The organism is Streptomyces aureoversilis (assembly GCF_042657885.1).
GTDB lineage: Bacteria > Actinomycetota > Actinomycetes > Streptomycetales > Streptomycetaceae > Streptomyces > Streptomyces aureoversilis.
This window is the reverse complement of sequence record NZ_JBHSKJ010000013.1, coordinates 18,929-35,798: the sequence shown is the minus strand read 5'-3', so window position 1 is coordinate 35,798 and position 16,870 is coordinate 18,929. Positions and strand designations below refer to the sequence as shown.

The 16,870-nt window shown below is 73.8% G+C and carries 13 protein-coding genes and 1 pseudogene; 5 read left to right on the top strand and 9 right to left on the bottom strand.

Features of this window, described 5'->3' with window-relative positions:
* Positions 1–23 precede the first annotated feature (23 nt).
* From ACFPP6_RS22540 to ACFPP6_RS22530, 3 genes are all read left to right on the top strand, one after another.
* The gene (locus ACFPP6_RS22540) at positions 24–683 is read left to right on the top strand and encodes a response regulator (RefSeq protein WP_382045262.1); all 660 of its coding nucleotides are present in this window, start codon (positions 24–26) and stop codon (positions 681–683) included.
* Positions 684–776: 93 nt separating this feature from the next.
* Positions 777–1,211, top strand: coding sequence for a pyridoxamine 5'-phosphate oxidase family protein (locus tag ACFPP6_RS22535; RefSeq protein ID WP_382045260.1), 435 nt, complete (start codon positions 777–779; stop codon positions 1,209–1,211).
* A 15-nt stretch (positions 1,212–1,226) separates the two neighbouring features.
* Positions 1,227–2,342 (top strand): phosphotransferase, encoded by a 1,116-nt coding sequence (locus tag ACFPP6_RS22530; protein ID WP_382045257.1) that lies wholly within the window; start codon positions 1,227–1,229, stop codon positions 2,340–2,342.
* A gap of 95 nt (positions 2,343–2,437) precedes the next feature.
* Here the strand turns inward: ACFPP6_RS22530 and ACFPP6_RS22525 are convergent, their stop codons facing one another.
* Entirely contained in the window at positions 2,438–4,096 is a 1,659-nt protein-coding gene (locus tag ACFPP6_RS22525; protein ID WP_382045255.1) for a protein kinase domain-containing protein, read from the bottom strand.
* 383 nt (positions 4,097–4,479) lie between these two features.
* Between ACFPP6_RS22525 and ACFPP6_RS22520 the strand changes: the two genes are divergently transcribed.
* The gene (locus ACFPP6_RS22520) at positions 4,480–6,252 is read left to right on the top strand and encodes a protein kinase domain-containing protein (protein WP_382045252.1); all 1,773 of its coding nucleotides are present in this window, start codon (positions 4,480–4,482) and stop codon (positions 6,250–6,252) included.
* A 172-nt stretch (positions 6,253–6,424) separates the two neighbouring features.
* Here ACFPP6_RS22520 and ACFPP6_RS22515 read toward each other — a convergent pair whose 3' ends face one another.
* The 3 genes from ACFPP6_RS22515 to ACFPP6_RS22505 form a co-directional block, all read right to left on the bottom strand.
* On the bottom strand, positions 6,425–6,985 hold the full coding sequence (locus ACFPP6_RS22515; RefSeq protein WP_058047408.1) for a bacterial proteasome activator family protein: 561 nt from the start codon (positions 6,983–6,985) through the stop codon (positions 6,425–6,427).
* Between the two features lie 205 nt (positions 6,986–7,190).
* Entirely contained in the window at positions 7,191–7,823 is a 633-nt protein-coding gene (locus ACFPP6_RS22510) for a hypothetical protein (protein WP_382045249.1), read from the bottom strand.
* A 153-nt stretch (positions 7,824–7,976) separates the two neighbouring features.
* On the bottom strand, positions 7,977–8,954 hold the full coding sequence (locus ACFPP6_RS22505; protein ID WP_382045246.1) for an NAD(P)H-quinone oxidoreductase: 978 nt from the start codon (positions 8,952–8,954) through the stop codon (positions 7,977–7,979).
* 51 nt (positions 8,955–9,005) lie between these two features.
* Here ACFPP6_RS22505 and ACFPP6_RS22500 point away from each other — a divergent pair, with 51 nt between their 5' ends.
* Positions 9,006–10,106: a potassium channel family protein gene (locus tag ACFPP6_RS22500; RefSeq protein ID WP_382045243.1), complete on the top strand. Its 1,101-nt coding sequence runs from the start codon at positions 9,006–9,008 to the stop codon at positions 10,104–10,106.
* A 53-nt stretch (positions 10,107–10,159) separates the two neighbouring features.
* Here ACFPP6_RS22500 and ACFPP6_RS22495 read toward each other — a convergent pair whose 3' ends face one another.
* The 5 genes and pseudogenes from ACFPP6_RS22495 to pdhA all read right to left on the bottom strand — a co-directional run bounded on the left by ACFPP6_RS22495 (position 10,160) and on the right by pdhA (position 16,743).
* Positions 10,160–11,734 carry a molybdopterin molybdotransferase MoeA gene (locus tag ACFPP6_RS22495; protein ID WP_382045240.1) on the bottom strand — a complete coding sequence of 525 codons (1,575 nt, stop codon included), beginning with the start codon at positions 11,732–11,734 and terminating at the stop codon, positions 10,160–10,162.
* 329 nt (positions 11,735–12,063) lie between these two features.
* A pseudogene (locus tag ACFPP6_RS22490) lies at positions 12,064–12,906 on the bottom strand (NTP transferase domain-containing protein); the annotation flags it as partial.
* A gap of 35 nt (positions 12,907–12,941) precedes the next feature.
* Positions 12,942–14,573, bottom strand: coding sequence for a dihydrolipoamide acetyltransferase family protein (locus ACFPP6_RS22485; protein WP_382045237.1), 1,632 nt, complete (start codon positions 14,571–14,573; stop codon positions 12,942–12,944).
* Positions 14,573–15,589, bottom strand: a complete 1,017-nt coding sequence (locus tag ACFPP6_RS22480) for an alpha-ketoacid dehydrogenase subunit beta (protein WP_382045235.1) — start codon at positions 15,587–15,589, stop codon at positions 14,573–14,575. The genes ACFPP6_RS22485 and ACFPP6_RS22480 overlap by 1 nt, the downstream gene beginning before the upstream one ends.
* Positions 15,586–16,743 carry a pyruvate dehydrogenase (acetyl-transferring) E1 component subunit alpha gene (gene pdhA / locus ACFPP6_RS22475; protein ID WP_382045232.1) on the bottom strand — a complete coding sequence of 386 codons (1,158 nt, stop codon included), beginning with the start codon at positions 16,741–16,743 and terminating at the stop codon, positions 15,586–15,588. Before pdhA ends, ACFPP6_RS22480 begins: the two co-directional genes overlap by 4 nt.
* Positions 16,744–16,870: the final 127 nt, after the last annotated feature.

Genomic DNA, 16,870 nt, shown 5'->3' with positions numbered 1-16,870 from the left:
ACTCGGTGTGTGAGACTGGCCCTGTGCCCGAACAAGGAAAAATCACGGTATTTCTGCTCGACGACCATGAGGTCGTCCGGCGCGGGGTGCACGAGATGCTCTCCGTCGAGGCCGACATCGAGGTCGTCGGGGAGGCCGGTACGGCCGCCGACGCACTGGTGCGCATTCCGGCCACGCGGCCGGACGTCGCTGTTCTGGACGTTCGCCTTCCGGATGGCAGCGGCGTCGAAGTCTGCCGGGAAATCCGTTCGCAGGATGAGCACATCAAATGCCTGATGCTCACCTCGTTCGCCGATGACGAGGCGCTCTTCGACGCGATCATGGCGGGCGCGTCCGGTTACGTACTGAAAGCCATTCGTGGCAATGAGCTGCTCACCGCCGTACGGGACGTGGCGGCCGGGAAATCCCTGCTCGACCCGGTGGCGACGGCGCGGGTGCTGGAGCGGCTGCGCGACGGCAAGGCCCCCAAGGGCGACGACCGGCTCGCGAGCCTGACCGACCAGGAGCGCCGGATCCTGGACCTGATCGGCGAGGGCCTGACCAACCGCCTGATCGGCGAGCGCCTGCACCTGGCCGAAAAGACGATCAAGAACTACGTCTCCAGCCTGCTGTCCAAGCTCGGCATGGAGCGGCGCTCCCAGGCGGCGGCGTACGTGGCCCGGCTGCAGGCCGAGAAGCGGTGAACCTACGGTGAACCGGTGATTCGGGACCTACGGCCCACGCCAAAGGGGCGGGTGTCCCTGGAGGCGGGTGGGACGGGCGTGCACAGTGGTGCCATGCTCTCCGCGCCGCCCGACCGATACCGAGCCCTCGAACTGCTCGGCCGCACCCCCTACGGCCGCCTTTCGGTCAGCATGCGCGCACTCCCCTTCGTCACCGTCGCGCGCCACGTCGTCTCCGGCGAGAGCGTCCTGCTCCGCCTCCACGGCGACTTCGGCTACGCCCAGGCCTGCGACGGCAACGTCGTCGCCTACGGCGCCGACAACCTGAGCGACCGCCGCGAGGGCGACGAGGCGGTGTGGACCGTGCAATTCGTCGGCACGGCACGTCTCTTCATCCCTTCCGGGGACGACCTGGAGCGCTTCGGCCGGCCGCCCCGCACCGCGGACGCCGCACCCTTCCGGCCCGAATACCTGTGCATCGAACCGCAGTTCATCACCCTGCATCACCTTGAAGGGGTCCCCGCGCGACAGGCCGCGCACTCAGCGTGATCTAACATTTGGGACGTGCCACGCTCACTTGTCACCGATGTCCCGCCCACCGCCAAACCCGACATCGGACCCGGCATCGGCACCCTGCGCACCCTGCTGCGCCGCTACGACCGGGCCGGCGAGCCCGTCTCCTGCATCCCCCTGACCGAGGGCCTCCTCAACCGCGGCTACCGCCTCACCACCACCCGCGGCGACTTCTTCCTCAAGCACCACCTCGACGGCGACCAGGCCGCCATCGCCCGCCAGCACGGCGTCACCCTGCGCCTGGCCGCCCTCGGCCTGCCCGTCGCCCCGCCCGTGGCCCGCACGGACGGCACGACCGTCACCGTCCTCGGCGGCCGCTGCTACGCCCTCCACCCGTGGGTCGACGGCCGCCACCGCGACGGCGGCGAACTGACCCGCGCCCAGTCGCGCAAGCTCGGCGCCCTGCTCGGCCACGTCCACACCTGCCTGGCCAAGGTCTGCCGCGAGGAGCCCCCCGACGGCCCACCGGGGGCCGCGGAAGGCCCTGGAGGGGCCTGTGAGGGCCTGGGAGGAGCCCGGCGGCCCGCAGACGCCTCGGCGGACCCCCAGGACACGTACGCCCTCATCGAGGAGCTTCTCGGGCTCGTACGCCGGGGCAGGGGCAGCCGGCCCCGCGACTCCTTCGACGAACTCGCCGAGCACCGGCTGATCGAGCGCCGCGCCCTGCTGGAGCGCCACGCCCACCGCCGCCCCGCCGACGGCACCGCCCCCGGCTGGGTGCACGGCGACTTCCACCCGCTCAACCTGCTCTACCGCGGCGGCGAACCCGCCGCGATCGTCGACTGGGACCGCCTCGGCGTGCAGCCCCGCGCCGAGGAGGCCGTCCGCGCGGCCGTCATCTTCTTCCTGCGCCCCGACGGCACCCTGGACCTCGCGAAGATACGCCCGTACGCGCGCGCGTACCGGCGGGCGAGCGGCGCGGACCCCGCCGAGCTGGGCGCGGCCGTCCACCGCGTGTGGTGGGAGCGGCTGAACGACTTCTGGATGCTGCGCTGGCGCTACCAGCTGGGCGACCACCGCGCGGACCCCGGCTTCCCGGCCTCGGCGGCGCTGACGGTCTGGTGGACACGGTCGTACGAGGCGGTGCGGGACGCGTTCACGGAGTGAGCGGGGCCCCGCAAGGCGCCTCCCCGCGCACACGACCGAGGGCACCCGATGCGCATCGGGTGCCCTCAAGTACGTGCCGCTTCTCGCCGTCCGGGTCAGGTGCCCGGGGTCGTACCCGTGGCGCCCTGGCCGGCGGTGGTGCCGACGGTGCCGGACTGCCCGGTCGTGGTGCCCGTGGTGGTACCGGTGCTGCCGGACTGGCCCGTGGTGGTGCCGGGCTTGTTGTCGCCGCCGCCGGTGGACGGCTTGGTCGACGGGTCGGGCTGGGTCGACGGGTCCGTGGAGGGCGGGGCGCTGGACGGCGGCGCGGACGTCCCGTGCGACGGCTTGTGCCGGCCGGTGCCCTCGTCGGTGTCCGTGGTGTCGTCCTCGCTGTCCGAATCGCGCTGACGGCCCATGTCGCCCGTCGTGCCGTTGTGGCCCGGGGTGTGGGACTTCTGGGCGTCGGGGCTCTGCGAGCCGGAGGGACCGGGGGTGGACGGACCGACGGAGGTCTTGTCGGGCTTCCTCTCCGTCTTGCCGCCGCCGCTCGTCTGGAACGACTTCAGCGCGTACACCGCGCCCGCCACCAGCACGATCGCCACGACGGCGGCGACGAGCAGCATCCTGCCCTTGCCGCCGCCCCGGCCGCCGTTGCCGCCGTAGCCGTCGAAACCGCCGTCGTCGCCGTGGCGGGGCGGCAGTATCGGCTGCTGGGAGGTGCCGCCGCCGTGCTGCGGGTGCTGCATGGCGGTGGTGTGCGGGCCGCCGACGGCGCCCATCACCTGCGTGGCACCGCCCACGTGGTCGATCGGGCCCGTGTCCCAGGCGCCGGAGTGGGCGCCCGCGTCGTGCAGCATCTGCAGGGCGTACTGGACCAGCCCGCGCATCTCCTCGGCGCTCTGGAACCGGTCGTCCGGGTCCTTGGCGAGGGAGCGCATGACCAGGCCGTCGAGCTCCGGCGGCACGCTGCCGAGGACCTGCGACGGCGGCACCGGCATGTCCTGGACGTGCTGGTAGACGACCGAGAGCGGGGTCTCGCCGGTGAACGGCGGACGCAGCGCCAGCAGTTCGTAGAGCAGGCAGCCGGTGGCGTAGAGGTCCGAGCGGGCGTCGACGGTCTTGCCGAGGGCCTGCTCGGGCGAGAGGTACTGCGGGGTGCCCATGACCATGCCGGTCTGGGTCATGGTGGAGGCCGCGCCGTGCAGGGCGCGGGCGATGCCGAAGTCCATGACCTTCACCGCGCCGCTGTTGGTGATGATCACGTTGGCGGGCTTGATGTCACGGTGCACGATGCCGTGCTGGTGGCTGTAGGCCAGGGCCTCCAGCACGCCGGAGACGATGATGAGCGCCTGCTCGGGCGGCGGGGCGTCGGCGTTGAGCAACAGGTCGCGGATGGTGCGGCCTTCGACCAGCTCCATGACGATGTACGGCACGACGTTGCGGCCGACGGTGTCCTCGCCGGAGTCGTAAACGGCGACGACCGCGTGGTGGTTGAGGCCGGCGACCGACTGCGCCTCGCGGGTGAAGCGGGCCTTGGACACCGGGTCCTCGGCGAGGTCGGCGCGGAGCAGCTTCACCGCGACCGTGCGGCCCAGGCGCACGTCCTCGGCGGCGAAGACCTCGGCCATGCCGCCGCGGCCCAGCCTGTGCGTGAGGCGGTAGCGGCCGTCCCCGACGAGCCCCCCGTTGCCCCACATTTCCGGCACATCGGGCATTCCGCCCTCGTTGGCGTCAGGGTCGGACGGACCCTGGGCGCTCTGCGTCTGTGCCATCAGTCCTCGCCGTCGTGTCTGGCCGCGTCGCGCGGAAGGCGCTGCGGTGGGAAAACGGTCTTCCGCTAAGGCACGCTACAGGTTCCACGGCGCGCGCCGGTCCGGGATGGACGCGCTATCAAACCTGCACGGGCCTGGGCAAGGCAAATCTCGTGACGTCTTGTCTCGCATCCCGTCACGGAACGGGCACGCGGCTTGACGTGCCCGCGGCCTGGGGCAGACTTGGCCGAGATATATCGACAGAACCGACGGAACGGGGCCGCACGGATCACCGTACGGATCGCCGGGCCGACGGACCATAAGCCGAATCACATGCCAAACCGTATGTCGAACCGAATGCCGGAACGTATGCCAGGCAGTGCGCCCAAGGGGGAAGTAGAACGATGAGCCAGGACGGCGCACAGGGCCGCTACACGGGCCGGTCTGTCGGTGGCGGCCGCTACCAGCTCCGCGACCTGCTGGGCGAGGGCGGCATGGCCTCCGTCCACCTGGCCTACGACTCCGTCCTGGACCGTCAGGTGGCCATCAAGACGCTCCACACGGAGCTGGGCCGCGAGGCGTCCTTCCGCGAGCGGTTCCGGCGCGAGGCCCAGGCCGTCGCCAAGCTCACACACACCAACATCGTCTCGGTGTTCGACACGGGCGAGGACGACCTGGACGGGTCGACCATGCCGTACATCGTCATGGAGTACGTCGAGGGCCAGCCGCTGCGCTCCGTCCTCGACGCCGACGTGCACCAGTACGGCGCCATGCCGACCGAGAAGGCGCTGAAGATCACCGCCGACGTGCTGGCGGCGCTCGAGGTCAGCCACGAGATGGGCCTGGTCCACCGCGACATCAAGCCCGGCAACGTGATGATGACCAAGCGCGGCGTGGTCAAGGTCATGGACTTCGGCATCGCCCGCGCCATGCAGTCCGGCGTCACGTCGATGACGCAGACCGGCATGGTCGTCGGCACCCCCCAGTACCTCTCCCCCGAGCAGGCGCTCGGGCGCGGCGTCGACGCCCGCTCGGACCTGTACTCGGTCGGCATCATGCTCTTCGAGCTGCTGACCGGACGGCTGCCGTTCGACGCGGACTCCCCGCTGGCCATCGCCTACGCGCACGTCCAGGAGGAGCCGGTCGCTCCCTCCTCGATCAACCGCTCCATCCCGCCGGCGGTCGACGCCCTGGTCGCCCGGGCGCTGAAGAAGAACCCGAACGAGCGCTTCCCGAGCGCCGAGTCCATGCGCGACGAGTGCGCGCGGGTGACGAGCACGGCGCAGACCGCGCCCTCGCCGATCATCATCGCGGGCGGCCCCCCGGCGCGCAGCGGCGCGGGCGTCAGCTCGGCCGTCTTCCCGCCCGTCGACCAGCAGACCCCGGCACCGGGCCCTGCGGGCGTCCAGACGCCCTACCAGGCCCCTGCGGCCCCCGGGCCGTACAACGGCGGCTACGGGCCCTCCTCGGGCGCTCAGCAGGGCGTCCAGGGCGCCGGGGGCTACCCGACGCCCGTGCAGCCCTTCCAGGGCGCCCAGGGCCCCAGCACGCCCCCGCCCTACTCGATCAGCCCGTCCTCCGGCCCGTCGGCCTCCGCCGGGTCGCCGTCGGGCGGCGGCAAGAGCAACAAGCCCGTCATCATCGGCTCCGCGGTCGTCGCGGGCCTCGCGGTCATCGGCGTGATCGCGGCGATCGCGCTGAACGGCAGCGGCGAGAAGAAGGAAGAGGCCGGGGGCACCGCCGGCGGCACCACCGGCGGAACGCAGAGCCAGGCGCCCGTCACCCCGGGCGGCGGCACGACCACCGGCGGTGGCGGCGGCACCGGCGGCGGCGGTACGACCACGGCGGGCGGCACCACCGGCGGCTCGCAGAGCAAGCACAAGGAGGGCGACAAGAGCAAGACCATCGACCCGTCCAAGTGCACCAAGGCCTACGAGTACTACAGCGACAAGTCGAAGAAGTCCTCGCCCGACTTCCGGTACATGTACATCGACTCGGTGAAGTCGTGCCTGCAGGCCGCCGGCTGGAAGTACCGCATCGACGTGTCGCCCGAGAACACGTGGGGCAAGGGCACGGTGCTCAACCAGGTGCCGGCCGCGGGCGACCCGTTCGACCCGAAGTCGCCGTCGGACCAGTTCGTGCTGACCGTCTCGACGGGCGACCCGGCCTCTTCCTGATCAGCCCGGGCGGGGCCTCCGGGCCCCGGTCCCGTGGGCGTGTGCGTGTGGTGCGTGTGCGTGTGCCCGGTACGTCTTGAGTGGACGTACCGGGCACACGCACAAGCGGAATGACGCTTATTCAGTTTCGGTCTTCAAAGGCCTTCGAAGACTCGGGCTCAGGCCCGGGCCTTTAAAGGTAGGGGCCCGAACGCGCGCCGCCGTGCTGCGGGCTCTCGCCGTCGTCCTCCCCGAGGACACCGGCCGGCAGCGCCCGGCGCATCTGCTCCAGCTGGGCGCGGGCCGCCATCTGCTGGGCGAACAGTGCGGTCTGGATGCCGTGGAACAGGCCTTCCAGCCAGCCGACCAACTGAGCCTGCGCGATGCGCAGTTCCGCCTCGGTCGGCACCGTGTCGTCGGTGAACGGAAGCGACAGGCGCTCCAGCTCCTCGACCAGCTCGGGGGCCAGGCCGTCCTCCAGCTCCTTGACGGAGCTGCGGTGGATCTCCTTGAGCCGGACCCTGCTCGCCTCGTCGAGAGGGGCGGCCCGCACTTCCTCCAGCAGTTGCTTGATCATGCTGCCGATGCGCATGACCTTCGCAGGCTGTTCGACCATCTCCGTCACCGGGACCTCGCGCGACTCGTCGTCGCCCTCCCCGCCGCCGGGGCTGGCGCTGCCGAGAGCCATGCCGTCCGGGCCTACGACCAGGACCTGCGGGCTCTCCTGCGACCGTTCATTCCTCGGCATATCCATGCCGCCATTCTCTCGCACATGTGATTTCCCCCTGTTGATGCCCCCGTACACGCCTGATCCACCGTGCCACGCCCCACGACGCGCGCCCCTTTTTCACTCCGTGCGCCCCTTTTTCCCCGGCCTTCCCGGGCAGTTCGTCATTTCCACGGCTTCGCGTACGGCATCTCATCGCCTTATCGGCGCCCCGCGACGCCGGGGCCGCGGCCTATCGCGGCCGCCTCAGGCGCAGGGCGAAGAAGCCGAGGCCGAGACCGGTGAGGGCGAGGCCCGTGCCGAGGGGGAGCACGCGCAGCACGCGGTCGCCGTAGGCCGCGCTCCTGGCGTTGCGGGCGGCGGCGGGGCGGGTGGAGACGGGGTCGGGCGTCACCGGCCCGAAGGGGCCCTGCGGCTGCTCGGCGGCGCCGTCCGCCTCGTCGGCGGGCGCCGGGGGCCCGATGGCGGGGGCGTCCTCCCCGGGCACGTCCTCCACGGGGCCGGCCGCCTCACCGGTCTCGCCGGAGGGGGCCTCGGAGGGGCCTGCGGACGGTGATCCGCCGGGCGAGCCGGACGGGCGGGACGGACCGGATATCCCGGAGGGCGAGGGCGGAGCCGTGCGGCCGGGGTGGAGGCGGCCCTCGCCGGCGGACGTCCCGGCGAGCCGGCCGTCGCCGGAGCCCGACGGGGGCGGGGGGCGGAGCGTGGGGCCGGGCGCGGGGCCGGCCGGGCCCGGCGGAGGCCGTCCGGGGGACGGGTCCGGGGGCTCCAGGCCCGGTGCGACGGCGACGACCAGCGCGGTGGCCGCGACCACCGGCCCGGCTATGAACCCGGTCCGCAGGCCCGCCCGCAGTCGGCCGCCCATGCCCACGTCGCCTCCTCCGCTCGCCGCCGGAGCCGCTCGCACCCACCCTCACACGGGGTGGGCGGGGCGGCGCGGTGGGTGGCTCAGGAGGGTGGCCGGGGGCCGGGCCGGCCGGAGCCGCCGGTTCCATCGGTTCGGACCGTGAGCATCGGTTCAGACCGTGAGGAGGATCTTCCCCACGTGGGCGCTCTGCTCCATGACGCGGTGGGCCTCCGCGGCCTCCGCCATCGGCATCGTGCGGTCCACGACCGGCCGCACCCGTCCACCGGCGATGAGCGGCCACACGTGCTCCCGCACGGCCGCGATGATCGCCGCCTTCTCGGCCAGCGGGCGGCCGCGCAGGGAGGTCCCCATGACCGCGGCGCGCTTGGTGAGGAGGGCGGCGAGGTCGAGCTCGGCCTTGCGGCCGCCCTGCAGACCGATGATCACCAGGCGGCCGTTGACGGCGAGGGCCTCCACGTTCCGCTCGAGGTACTTCGCCCCGACGATGTCGAGGACGACGTCGGCGCCGACACCGCCGGTGACCTTGTGCAGCTCCTCGACGAAGTCCTGCTCGCGGTAGTCGATGAGGATGTCCGCCCCCAGCTCGCGGCAGGCCTCCAGCTTGTCCCCGCTGCCCGCGGTGACGGCGACGCGCGCGCCGACGGCCTTGGCCAGCTGCACGGCCATGGTGCCGATGCCGCTGCCGCCGCCGTGGACGAGGAAGGTCTCGCCGGGGCGCAGGTGGGCCACCATGAACACGTTGGACCAGACGGTCGCGGTCACCTCGGGCAGGCAGGCCGCCGTGACCAGGTCCATGCCGTCCGGGACGGGCAGGAGCTGGCCCGCGGGGACGCAGACCTTCTGCGCGTACCCGCCGCCGGCAAGCAGCGCGCACACCTCGTCGCCGACCGCCCAGCCGCTGACCCCGGGGCCGAGCGCCGCGATCCGGCCGGAGCACTCCAGGCCGGGGTAGGCGGACGCGCCGGGTGGCGGGTCGTAGAAACCCTGCCGCTGGACGACGTCGGCGCGGTTGACCGCACTGGCCACGACCTCGACCAGAACCTCGCCCTCACCGGGTACGGGATCGGGCACTTCGGTCCACACCAGGGCCTCGGGACCGCCTGGCTCGGGAATGGTGATCGCATACATGGTCGCGAGGCTACCGCCGGGGCACCGGGAAGATCACGGAATATGGGGGCCATGGTGACGCGCAAGATGAACCGGATCTCGCTGTTCCGCACCCTGTGGAACCGCACCCGCGGCGAGGCCGACGACGACGCCGAGGCGGGCCGCTCGATCGTGATGCCCGCCCGGCGCGTCGCGGCGCCGCTGCGGCAGGTCCTGCAGCGGCTGGTCATGGCCCTGCTGGTGCTGGCCGTCACCACGCTGATCGTCTACGCCGACAGCGTGGGCTACCACGACAACTCCGACGGCGGGGTCGACCTCCTGGACGCCGCCTACTACGCGACCGTGACCCTGTCGACCACGGGCTACGGCGACATCACGCCGGTCAGCGACTCGGCGCGGCTCACCAATATCTTGTTGGTCACGCCGCTGCGCGTGCTGTTCCTGATCATTTTGGTGGGAACGACCCTGGAAGTGTTGACCGAGCGGACGCGCCATCAGGTGCAGATCCACCGTTGGAGGAACCGGATGCGGGAGCACACCGTCGTCGTCGGCTACGGCACCAAGGGCCGGCACGCCGTCGAGACGCTGCTCGGCCAGGGCAAGCCCAAGAGCCAGATCGTCGTGGTCGACCCGCAGAAGAAGGTCGTCGACGCCGCGGCGGCCGAGGGCCTGGTCGGCGTCCTGGGCGACGCCACGCGCTCCGAGACCCTGCTGCGGGCGGAGCTGGCGCGGGCCTCGCAGATCGTCATCACCACCCAGCGGGACGACACGGCGGCGCTGGTCACCCTGACGGCCCGGCAGCTGAACAAGTCGGCCAAGATCGTCGTCGCCGTCCGGGAGGACGAGAACGTGCCGCTGCTGCGGCAGAGCGGCGCGAACACGGTCGTGACCAGTTCCAGCTCGGCCGGCCGCCTGCTCGGCATGTCGATGATGAGCCCGAACGTCGGCACGGTCCTGGAGGACCTGCTGACGTACGGGAACGGCCTGGACGTGGCCGAACGCCCGGTCACCAAGCGGGAGGCGGGCCACTCGCCGCGCGACTGCGAGGACCTGGTCGTGGCGGTGGTCCGCGGGCACCGCCTCCTGCACTTCACGGACCCGGAGGTGGAGACGCTGCAGCTGGCGGACAGGGTGATCACGATCAGGCAGGCCGGGGCGCCCGAAGCGGGCTGAAACCACGGGGGCGTCAGGGCGGCTGCGGGCGCTTCAGGACCTCGACGGGGCCTTCAGGACCTCGACGGGAGCTTGAGGACCTCGACGGATCGTCCCGCTCCGCCCGGCGGTACGACCGCCAACGCGTCGGCCGCCGCCAACCCCCGCAGCATGGCGGGCCCGTGAAACCGCAGAGGCCGCACCCGGCCGGGGCCGTCGTACGTGACCGGCACGAGCCGGGTGTCGGCAGGATGCCCGGACACGGCCTCCCCCGGCGCGGCTCGTACGGGCTCGTCCGGCGCCCGCCCGGTGAGCGCGCACAGCAACGGCTCGGCGAGCGTCAGCAGACCGGCCACCGCGGCGAGCGGGTTCCCGGGCAGCCCGACGACGAGGCGCCCGGGCGCGAGCCGGGCGAGCAGCATCGGGTGCCCGGGCCGCACGGCGACCCCGTCGACCAGCAGCTCGGCGCCCAGGCGGTGCAGCGTGGGGTGGACGTGGTCCACGGGCCCGGAGGCGGTGCCGCCGGTGGTGACGACCACGTCCGCGGTGGAGCCGGCGAGCGCGGCGTACAGCGCGTCCGCGTCGTCGCCGATGCGCAGCGCCTCGCCCGGCTCGGCGCCGAGCGCCCGCAGCCAGGGTCCGAGCATCGGCCCGAGGGCGTCCCGGATCAGTCCGCCTTCGGGCAGGCCCTCCTGGAGGAGCTCGTCGCCGAGGACGAGCACGTCGACGCGGGGGCGGCGGGTGACGGTCAGCGTGTCGTAGCCGGCGGCGGCCGCGAGGCCGAGCAGGGGCGGCGTGACGACCGTGCCCGCGGGCACGAGCCGGTCGCCCTGCCGGCACTCGCCGCCGCGCGGCCGGATGTCCTGGCCGTGGCTGACGTGCCGGTTGGCGAGCAGCTCGCCCTGCACGGTGACTTCGCCGTGCTCGCTGCGGAGCACGGCCGTCGCCCCGGCCGGGATGCGGGCCCCCGTGGCGATCCGCAGGGCGTGCCCGTCGCGCAGCGGGCCCGTGCCGGGGCGGCCGGCGAGGACGTCCTGTTCGCCGGGCGGGGGCAGACGCCAGGGGCCGGGGCCGGAGACGGCCCAGCCGTCCATGGCGGAGGTGTCGAAGGAGGGCAGGTCGGTGAGGGCGACGAGCGGCTCGGCGAGGACCTGCCCGAGGGCGTCGCCGAGAGGGCGCTCCTCGGCGGGGAGGGCCTCGGCGGCCGCGGCGGCGACGGCACGGGCCGCGGGCCAGGGGGTGGAGTGGGGGGCGCAGTGGGGGGTGGCGTCGGCCGTCATGTGGCGGGCCCGCTTTTCGTCCTCGGCGACGTCGATGAGGGGGAAGGTGTCGAAGGCGGGGGCGGGGGCGGAGCCGGCCCCGTCCTCGGGACCGGGCCTGCGGGGCGTGGTCCCGACGCTTCGTCCGCCGTCGACCACGCCGCCCCCGACGGGTATCTCGTCGAACGGGAAGTACGCGAAGGGGGCTTGGGCGCTGCCGCGCAGGGCGTCGTCGACGTCGTAGGCGGGCCGCTCGGCGCGGCGGTCCGCGGGGCGGTCCGCAGGGCGGTCCACGGGGCGGGCGTGGTGGCGTCGCCGGTCGTCGGCGAAGAGGGCCAGTGCCTCGTCCGTCGCCCGGTCGAGCGAGGAATCCGCGTCGGCGTCACTCATCGCGCCCCGTCGGCCTTCCCGTCCGCGCCACGGTCGACGGCGTTGCCGGTGGCGCCACGGTCGGCGGACTTGCCGGTAGCGCCACGGTCGGCGGCCTTGCCGGTAGCGCCACGGTCGACGGGCTTCCCGTCCGCGCCACCGGCGGCGGACTTGCCGGCCACGCCGTCCGGGGCGGGCTCCGCACCCGTACCGCCCGAGGTCGGCTTCCCGGCTGCGCTGCCCTCGGCGGGCTTCGGGGCCAAGCCGTTCTCGGCGGGCTTGCCGGCCACGCCGTCCTCGGCGGACGCCGCGACCGCACCGCCCCCGGCGGCAGCCGTCCCCACAGCCGCCCCGGCGGCAGCGGCTTCCGCCGCCCACCGCTGGGCGAGCGCCACGGCCTTGCGGGTTGCTTCGGCCACCGCTTCGGGGCCGCCGCCCGCGCGCCCCGCGGCGTAGCCGACGAGGAACGTCGTCAGGGGCGCGGCAGGGCGGGCCACGCCGTGCGCGGCGTCGCGCGCGAGGTCCAGGAGGGCGGTGGTGTCGACGTCCAGGTCGATGCCGAGTTCGGCCTTGGCCGCGGAGATCCATTCATCCAACACGCTCCCATCGTCCCTGATGCGCGCGCGGGCGGTGGCGACGTCTTCCCAGGTGTCGCAGTCGAAGGAGGCCGTCGGGTGCGCGAACCGGCCGAGGGTCAGCTCGTCGGTGAGCAGCCGCAGCGGCAGCCCGGCGAGGCTGCCGTGCTCGGTGGCGAGCAGCGCCAGCTCCCGGCGCAGCGGCTCGGTGCGGTAGGCGGCGACCAGCGGCTGGTCGCGCCCGTCGAAGTCGGTGAGCAGGACGCCCTCCACGTACGGACCGCCGGTGGCCGCCGCGGCGAGCAGCGCCCGTACGGTCTCGGCCCGCAGGAACGGCAGGTCGGCGGAGAGCACGAGCGTGGTGGCGGAGGCCGTCTGGCGCAGGCCGGCGGCGAGCCCGGCGAGGGGGCCGCCGCCGGGCGGCTCCTCGCGGGCCCACCGCACGGGCCGTGCGGTGGGGCGCCGGGGCCCCACGACGACGGTCTCCTCGGCGTCCGCGCACGCCTCCAGCACCCGGTCCAGCAGCGTCCGCCCGCCCACGCGCAGGGTGGGTTTGTCGGCGCCGCCCAGTCTGCGGGCCGCGCCACCGGCGAGCACTACGGCGTCGTAACCAGTCACCCGACGAGTATGGCCGTTCGGGGCGGGGCGAAAGCTCAGAGAGAGCGCAACAACACAGCGGGCTGCTCGACGCAGTCGGCCACGTACCTCAGGAAGCCTCCCGCCGTGCCGCCGTCGCAGACCCGGTGGTCGAAGGTGAACGACAGCTGCACCACGTGCCGTACCGCCAACTCGCCCTGGTGGACCCAGGGCTTGGGGGCTATCCGGCCGACGCCGAGCATGGCCGCCTCGGGGTGGTTGATGATCGGCGTGGAGCCGTCGACGCCGAACACGCCGTAGTTGTTCAGCGTGAACGTGCCGCCGGTGAGCTCGGCCGGGGTCAGCGTGCCGGACCGCGCGGCCTCGGTGAGGCGGGCGATCTCCTCGGAGAGGCCGGCGGCGTTGCGCAGGTGGGCGTCCCGGACGACGGGGACGACCAGGCCGCGCTCGGTCTGGGCCGCGAAGCCGAGGTGGACGCCGGGCAGGCGGACGATCTCCCGGGCTTCGGTGTCGACGGTGGCGTTGAGGGCGGGATACCGGGCCAGGGCGGCCGTGCAGATGCGGGCGAGCAGGGCCAGGAGGGAGACCTTCGGCCCGCCCGCGGCGTTCATGGCCCGGCGGGCGGCGAGCAGCTCGGTGGCATCGGCGTCCACCCAGCAGGTGGCGTCGGGGATCTCTCGCCGGCTCCGGCCGAGCTTCTCGGCGACGGCACCGCGCACCCCGCGCAGGGGGATGCGCTCGGCGCCCGCCTCGCCGGGGGCGGCCGCCGCAGTGGGCTCGGGGGCGGCCACGGCTTCGGCGGCACGCACGGCGCGCTCCACATCGGCGCGCAGGATCAGCCCGTCCCGCCCGGAACCGGTCAAGGCCCGCAGATCGAGCCCGTGTTCACGGGCCAGCTTCCGGACGAGGGGGGACACGACGGGAACGGGGCCGGTGAGGCCGGGACGTGGTGACCCGCCCTCGGCCGAGCCCGCACGCCGCTCCCCGGACACGTCCGAAGCCACCCCCCGCCCCGCAATGCCACTGGCCGCCCCGGCCACACTCTCCGCCGCAGCGGCGCTCGGCCCATGTGGACGTGACCGGCGGTGCCCGCCCGCCTCCAGGCCGGCCGCCCCGGCCGGACCTCCGCCCGAAGGATCGCCGGAAGCCTCAGCCGTCCCCTCCGCCGCAGCGGCGCTCAGCCCGTACGAACGGGGCCGGCGGTGCCCCTCTGCCCCCGGCGCACCCGGCGCACCCGGCGCACCCGGCTCCGCCGAGCCGCCCGCGGACCCGGCACCGGAGGTGAAGCCCGCACCGGAGGTGGCCCCCGCACCGGAGGCGCCCACGAACCCCCCGGCCTGCGGCCGGACACGGCGGCGCCGCGCCGCAGGCGCCCCCGTGCCGTAGCCCACGAGGACATTGCCGGAGCCCTCCGCCGCGGGGCCGGACCCCGCCTCCGCGGGCGCTCCGACGGCGACCGTCAGCAGCGGCGCCCCCACGGGAAGCTCCGTGCCCTCCTCGCCGAAGCGGGCCGTGACCACGCCGCCGTACGGACAGGGGACTTCGACCATCGCCTTGGCCGTCTCGACCTCCACGACCGGCTGGTCGACGGCCACGACCTCGCCGACCTCGACCAGCCAGCGCACGATCTCCGCCTCGGTGAGCCCCTCGCCGAGATCGGGCAGCCGGAATTCCTTGACCTCGGGCATCAGCTCTCCGCCTCCCACTGCAGCCGTGCGACCGCGTCCAGCACCCGGTCGACCCCGGGCAGGTGGTGCCGCTCCAGCATCGGCGGCGGGTACGGGATGTCGAAGCCGGCGACGCGCAGCACCGGGGCCTCCAGGTGGTGGAAGCAGCGCTCGGTGATCCGGGCCGCGATCTCCCCGCCGGGGCCGCCGAATCCGGTCGACTCGTGGACGATCACGGCACGTCCGGTGCGCCGGACGGAGGCGCAGACCGTCTCCTCGTCGAAGGGCACGAGGGAGCGCAGGTCGACGACTTCGAGGTCCCAGCCTTCGGCGACGGCCGCCTCGGCCGCCTCCATGCAGACCGGCAGGGACGGCCCGTACGTGATGAGCGTGGCGGAGGTGCCGCGGCGGTGGACGGCGGCGCGCCCTATGGCGGGCACCGCCTCGGGCGCCTCGGGGTCCCACTCGGCCTTGGACCAGTAGAGCCGCTTGGGCTCCAGGAAGACGACGGGGTCGTCGGAGGCGATCGCCGCGCGCAGCAGCCCGTAGGCGTCGGCGACGGTGGCGGGGGTGACGACGTGGAGGCCGGGGGTGGCCATGTAGTACGCCTCGGAGGAGTCGCTGTGGTGCTCGACGCCGCCGATGCCGCCGCCGTAGGGCACGCGGACGGTGAGCGGCATGGGCACGGCGCCGCGGGTGCGGTTGCGCATCCGGGCGACGTGGCTGATGAGCTGCTCGAACGAGGGGTAGGCGAAGGCGTCGAACTGCATCTCGACCACGGGCCGCAGCCCGTACATGGCCATGCCGACGGCCGTGCCGAGGATGCCGGCCTCGGCGAGCGGGGTGTCGGTGCAGCGGTCCTCGCCGAACTCCTTCACCAGGCCGTCGGTGACACGGAAGACGCCGCCGAGCGCTCCGACGTCCTCTCCGAGGACGTGGACGGCCGGGTCCTCGGCCATGGCGTCGCGCAGGGCCCGGTTGAGGGCCTGGGCCATGGAGGAGGGCCGGGCTCCGGCCCTGACTGCCGCGGTGGTCATCGCTGCGTCCCTTCCGGGGAGTCCGGGGCGGCTTCCGCCGCGGCGTCGAGCTCGGCGCGCAGCAGCTCGGCCTGCTCCCGCAGTTGGACGGTCTGCTCGGCGTAGACGTGGGTGAAGAGGTCCATGGGGTCCAGCACGGGGTCCTGGTTCATGCGCTCGCGCAGGTCGGCGGCCATGCGCTCGGCCGCTTCCCGCTCGGCGGCCATGCCGGCCTCGTCCAGGAGCTTGCGTGCGGTCAGCTCCTGCTCCAGCAGGGCGATGGGGTCGTGGCCGCGCCAGGTCTCGACTTCGGTGTCGCTGCGGTAGCGCGTGGCGTCGTCGGCGTTGGTGTGGGCGTCCATGCGGTAGGTGACGGCTTCCACGAGGGTGGGGCCGCCTCCTTCGCGGGCCCGCCGCACGGCGTCGGTGAGCACCTCGTGGACGGCAGCGGCGTCGTTGCCGTCCACGAGCCGGCCGGGCATGCCGTAGCCGACGGCCTTGTGGGCGAGCGAGGGGGCCGCGGTCTGCTTGGCGAGCGGGACGGAGATCGCGAAGCCGTTGTTCTGCACGAGGAAGACGACGGGGGCCTGCCAGACGGCGGCGAAGTTCAGCGCCTCGTGAAAATCGCCCTCGCTGGTGCCGCCGTCGCCGACCATGGCGAGCGCGACCACGTCGTCGCCCTTGAGGCGGGCGGCGTGGGCGAGGCCCACCGCGTGCGGCAGCTGGGTGGCCAGCGGGGTGCACAGCGGTGCGATCCTGTGCTCGTGGGGGTCGTATCCGGTGTGCCAGTCGCCGCGCAGGAGCGTGAGCGCCTGGACGGGGTCGAGGCCGCGGGCGACGGCGGCGAGGGTGTCGCGGTAGCTCGGGAAGAGCCAGTCCTGCTCCTGCAGGGCGAGCGCGGCGGCGACCTCGCACGCCTCCTGCCCGGTGGAGGAGGGGTAGACGGCGAGCCGGCCCTGGCGGGTGAGCGCGGTGGCCTGGGCGTTGTATCTCCGGCCGCGGACGAGGTGGCCGTAGAGCCGGAGCAGCAGCCCGGCGTCGAGCCCGTCCGCCGCCTCCGTGCCCAGCACGCGATACGGCTCCGCGTCGGGAAGCAGGGGGGCGGGGTCGGTGCGGGGCCGCCAGGCGGGGGGCGGGGTGGGCCGGTACGAACCGGGCTGCTCCAGAACCGTCATGACGAGCACCTCCTTCGTGAGGACGGGCTTGACCGGACGTACGGCGAAATCGCGCCGACGCCCTCCCTACCGATTGTTCGGTCGTCGGCACATTTTGGCTACAGGCGGCCCGAGCCTGTGGACAAAC

Bases quoted from the DNA above. Each gene is read 5' to 3' on its own strand.
- pdhA (WP_382045232.1), bottom strand. From the start codon at position 16,743: ATGACGGTTCTGGAGCAGCCCGGTTCGTACCGGCCCACCCCGCCCCCC.
- ACFPP6_RS22515 (WP_058047408.1), bottom strand. From the start codon at position 6,985: ATGGATATGCCGAGGAATGAACGGTCGCAGGAGAGCCCGCAGGTCCTG.
- ACFPP6_RS22495 (WP_382045240.1), bottom strand. From the start codon at position 11,734: ATGAGTGACGCCGACGCGGATTCCTCGCTCGACCGGGCGACGGACGAG.
- ACFPP6_RS22520 (WP_382045252.1), top strand. From the start codon at position 4,480: ATGAGCCAGGACGGCGCACAGGGCCGCTACACGGGCCGGTCTGTCGGT.
- ACFPP6_RS22510 (WP_382045249.1), bottom strand. From the start codon at position 7,823: ATGGGCGGCCGACTGCGGGCGGGCCTGCGGACCGGGTTCATAGCCGGG.
- ACFPP6_RS22535 (WP_382045260.1), top strand. From the start codon at position 777: ATGCTCTCCGCGCCGCCCGACCGATACCGAGCCCTCGAACTGCTCGGC.
- ACFPP6_RS22525 (WP_382045255.1), bottom strand. From the start codon at position 4,096: ATGGCACAGACGCAGAGCGCCCAGGGTCCGTCCGACCCTGACGCCAAC.
- ACFPP6_RS22500 (WP_382045243.1), top strand. From the start codon at position 9,006: ATGGTGACGCGCAAGATGAACCGGATCTCGCTGTTCCGCACCCTGTGG.
- ACFPP6_RS22480 (WP_382045235.1), bottom strand. From the start codon at position 15,589: ATGACCACCGCGGCAGTCAGGGCCGGAGCCCGGCCCTCCTCCATGGCC.
- ACFPP6_RS22505 (WP_382045246.1), bottom strand. From the start codon at position 8,954: ATGTATGCGATCACCATTCCCGAGCCAGGCGGTCCCGAGGCCCTGGTG.
- ACFPP6_RS22485 (WP_382045237.1), bottom strand. From the start codon at position 14,573: ATGCCCGAGGTCAAGGAATTCCGGCTGCCCGATCTCGGCGAGGGGCTC.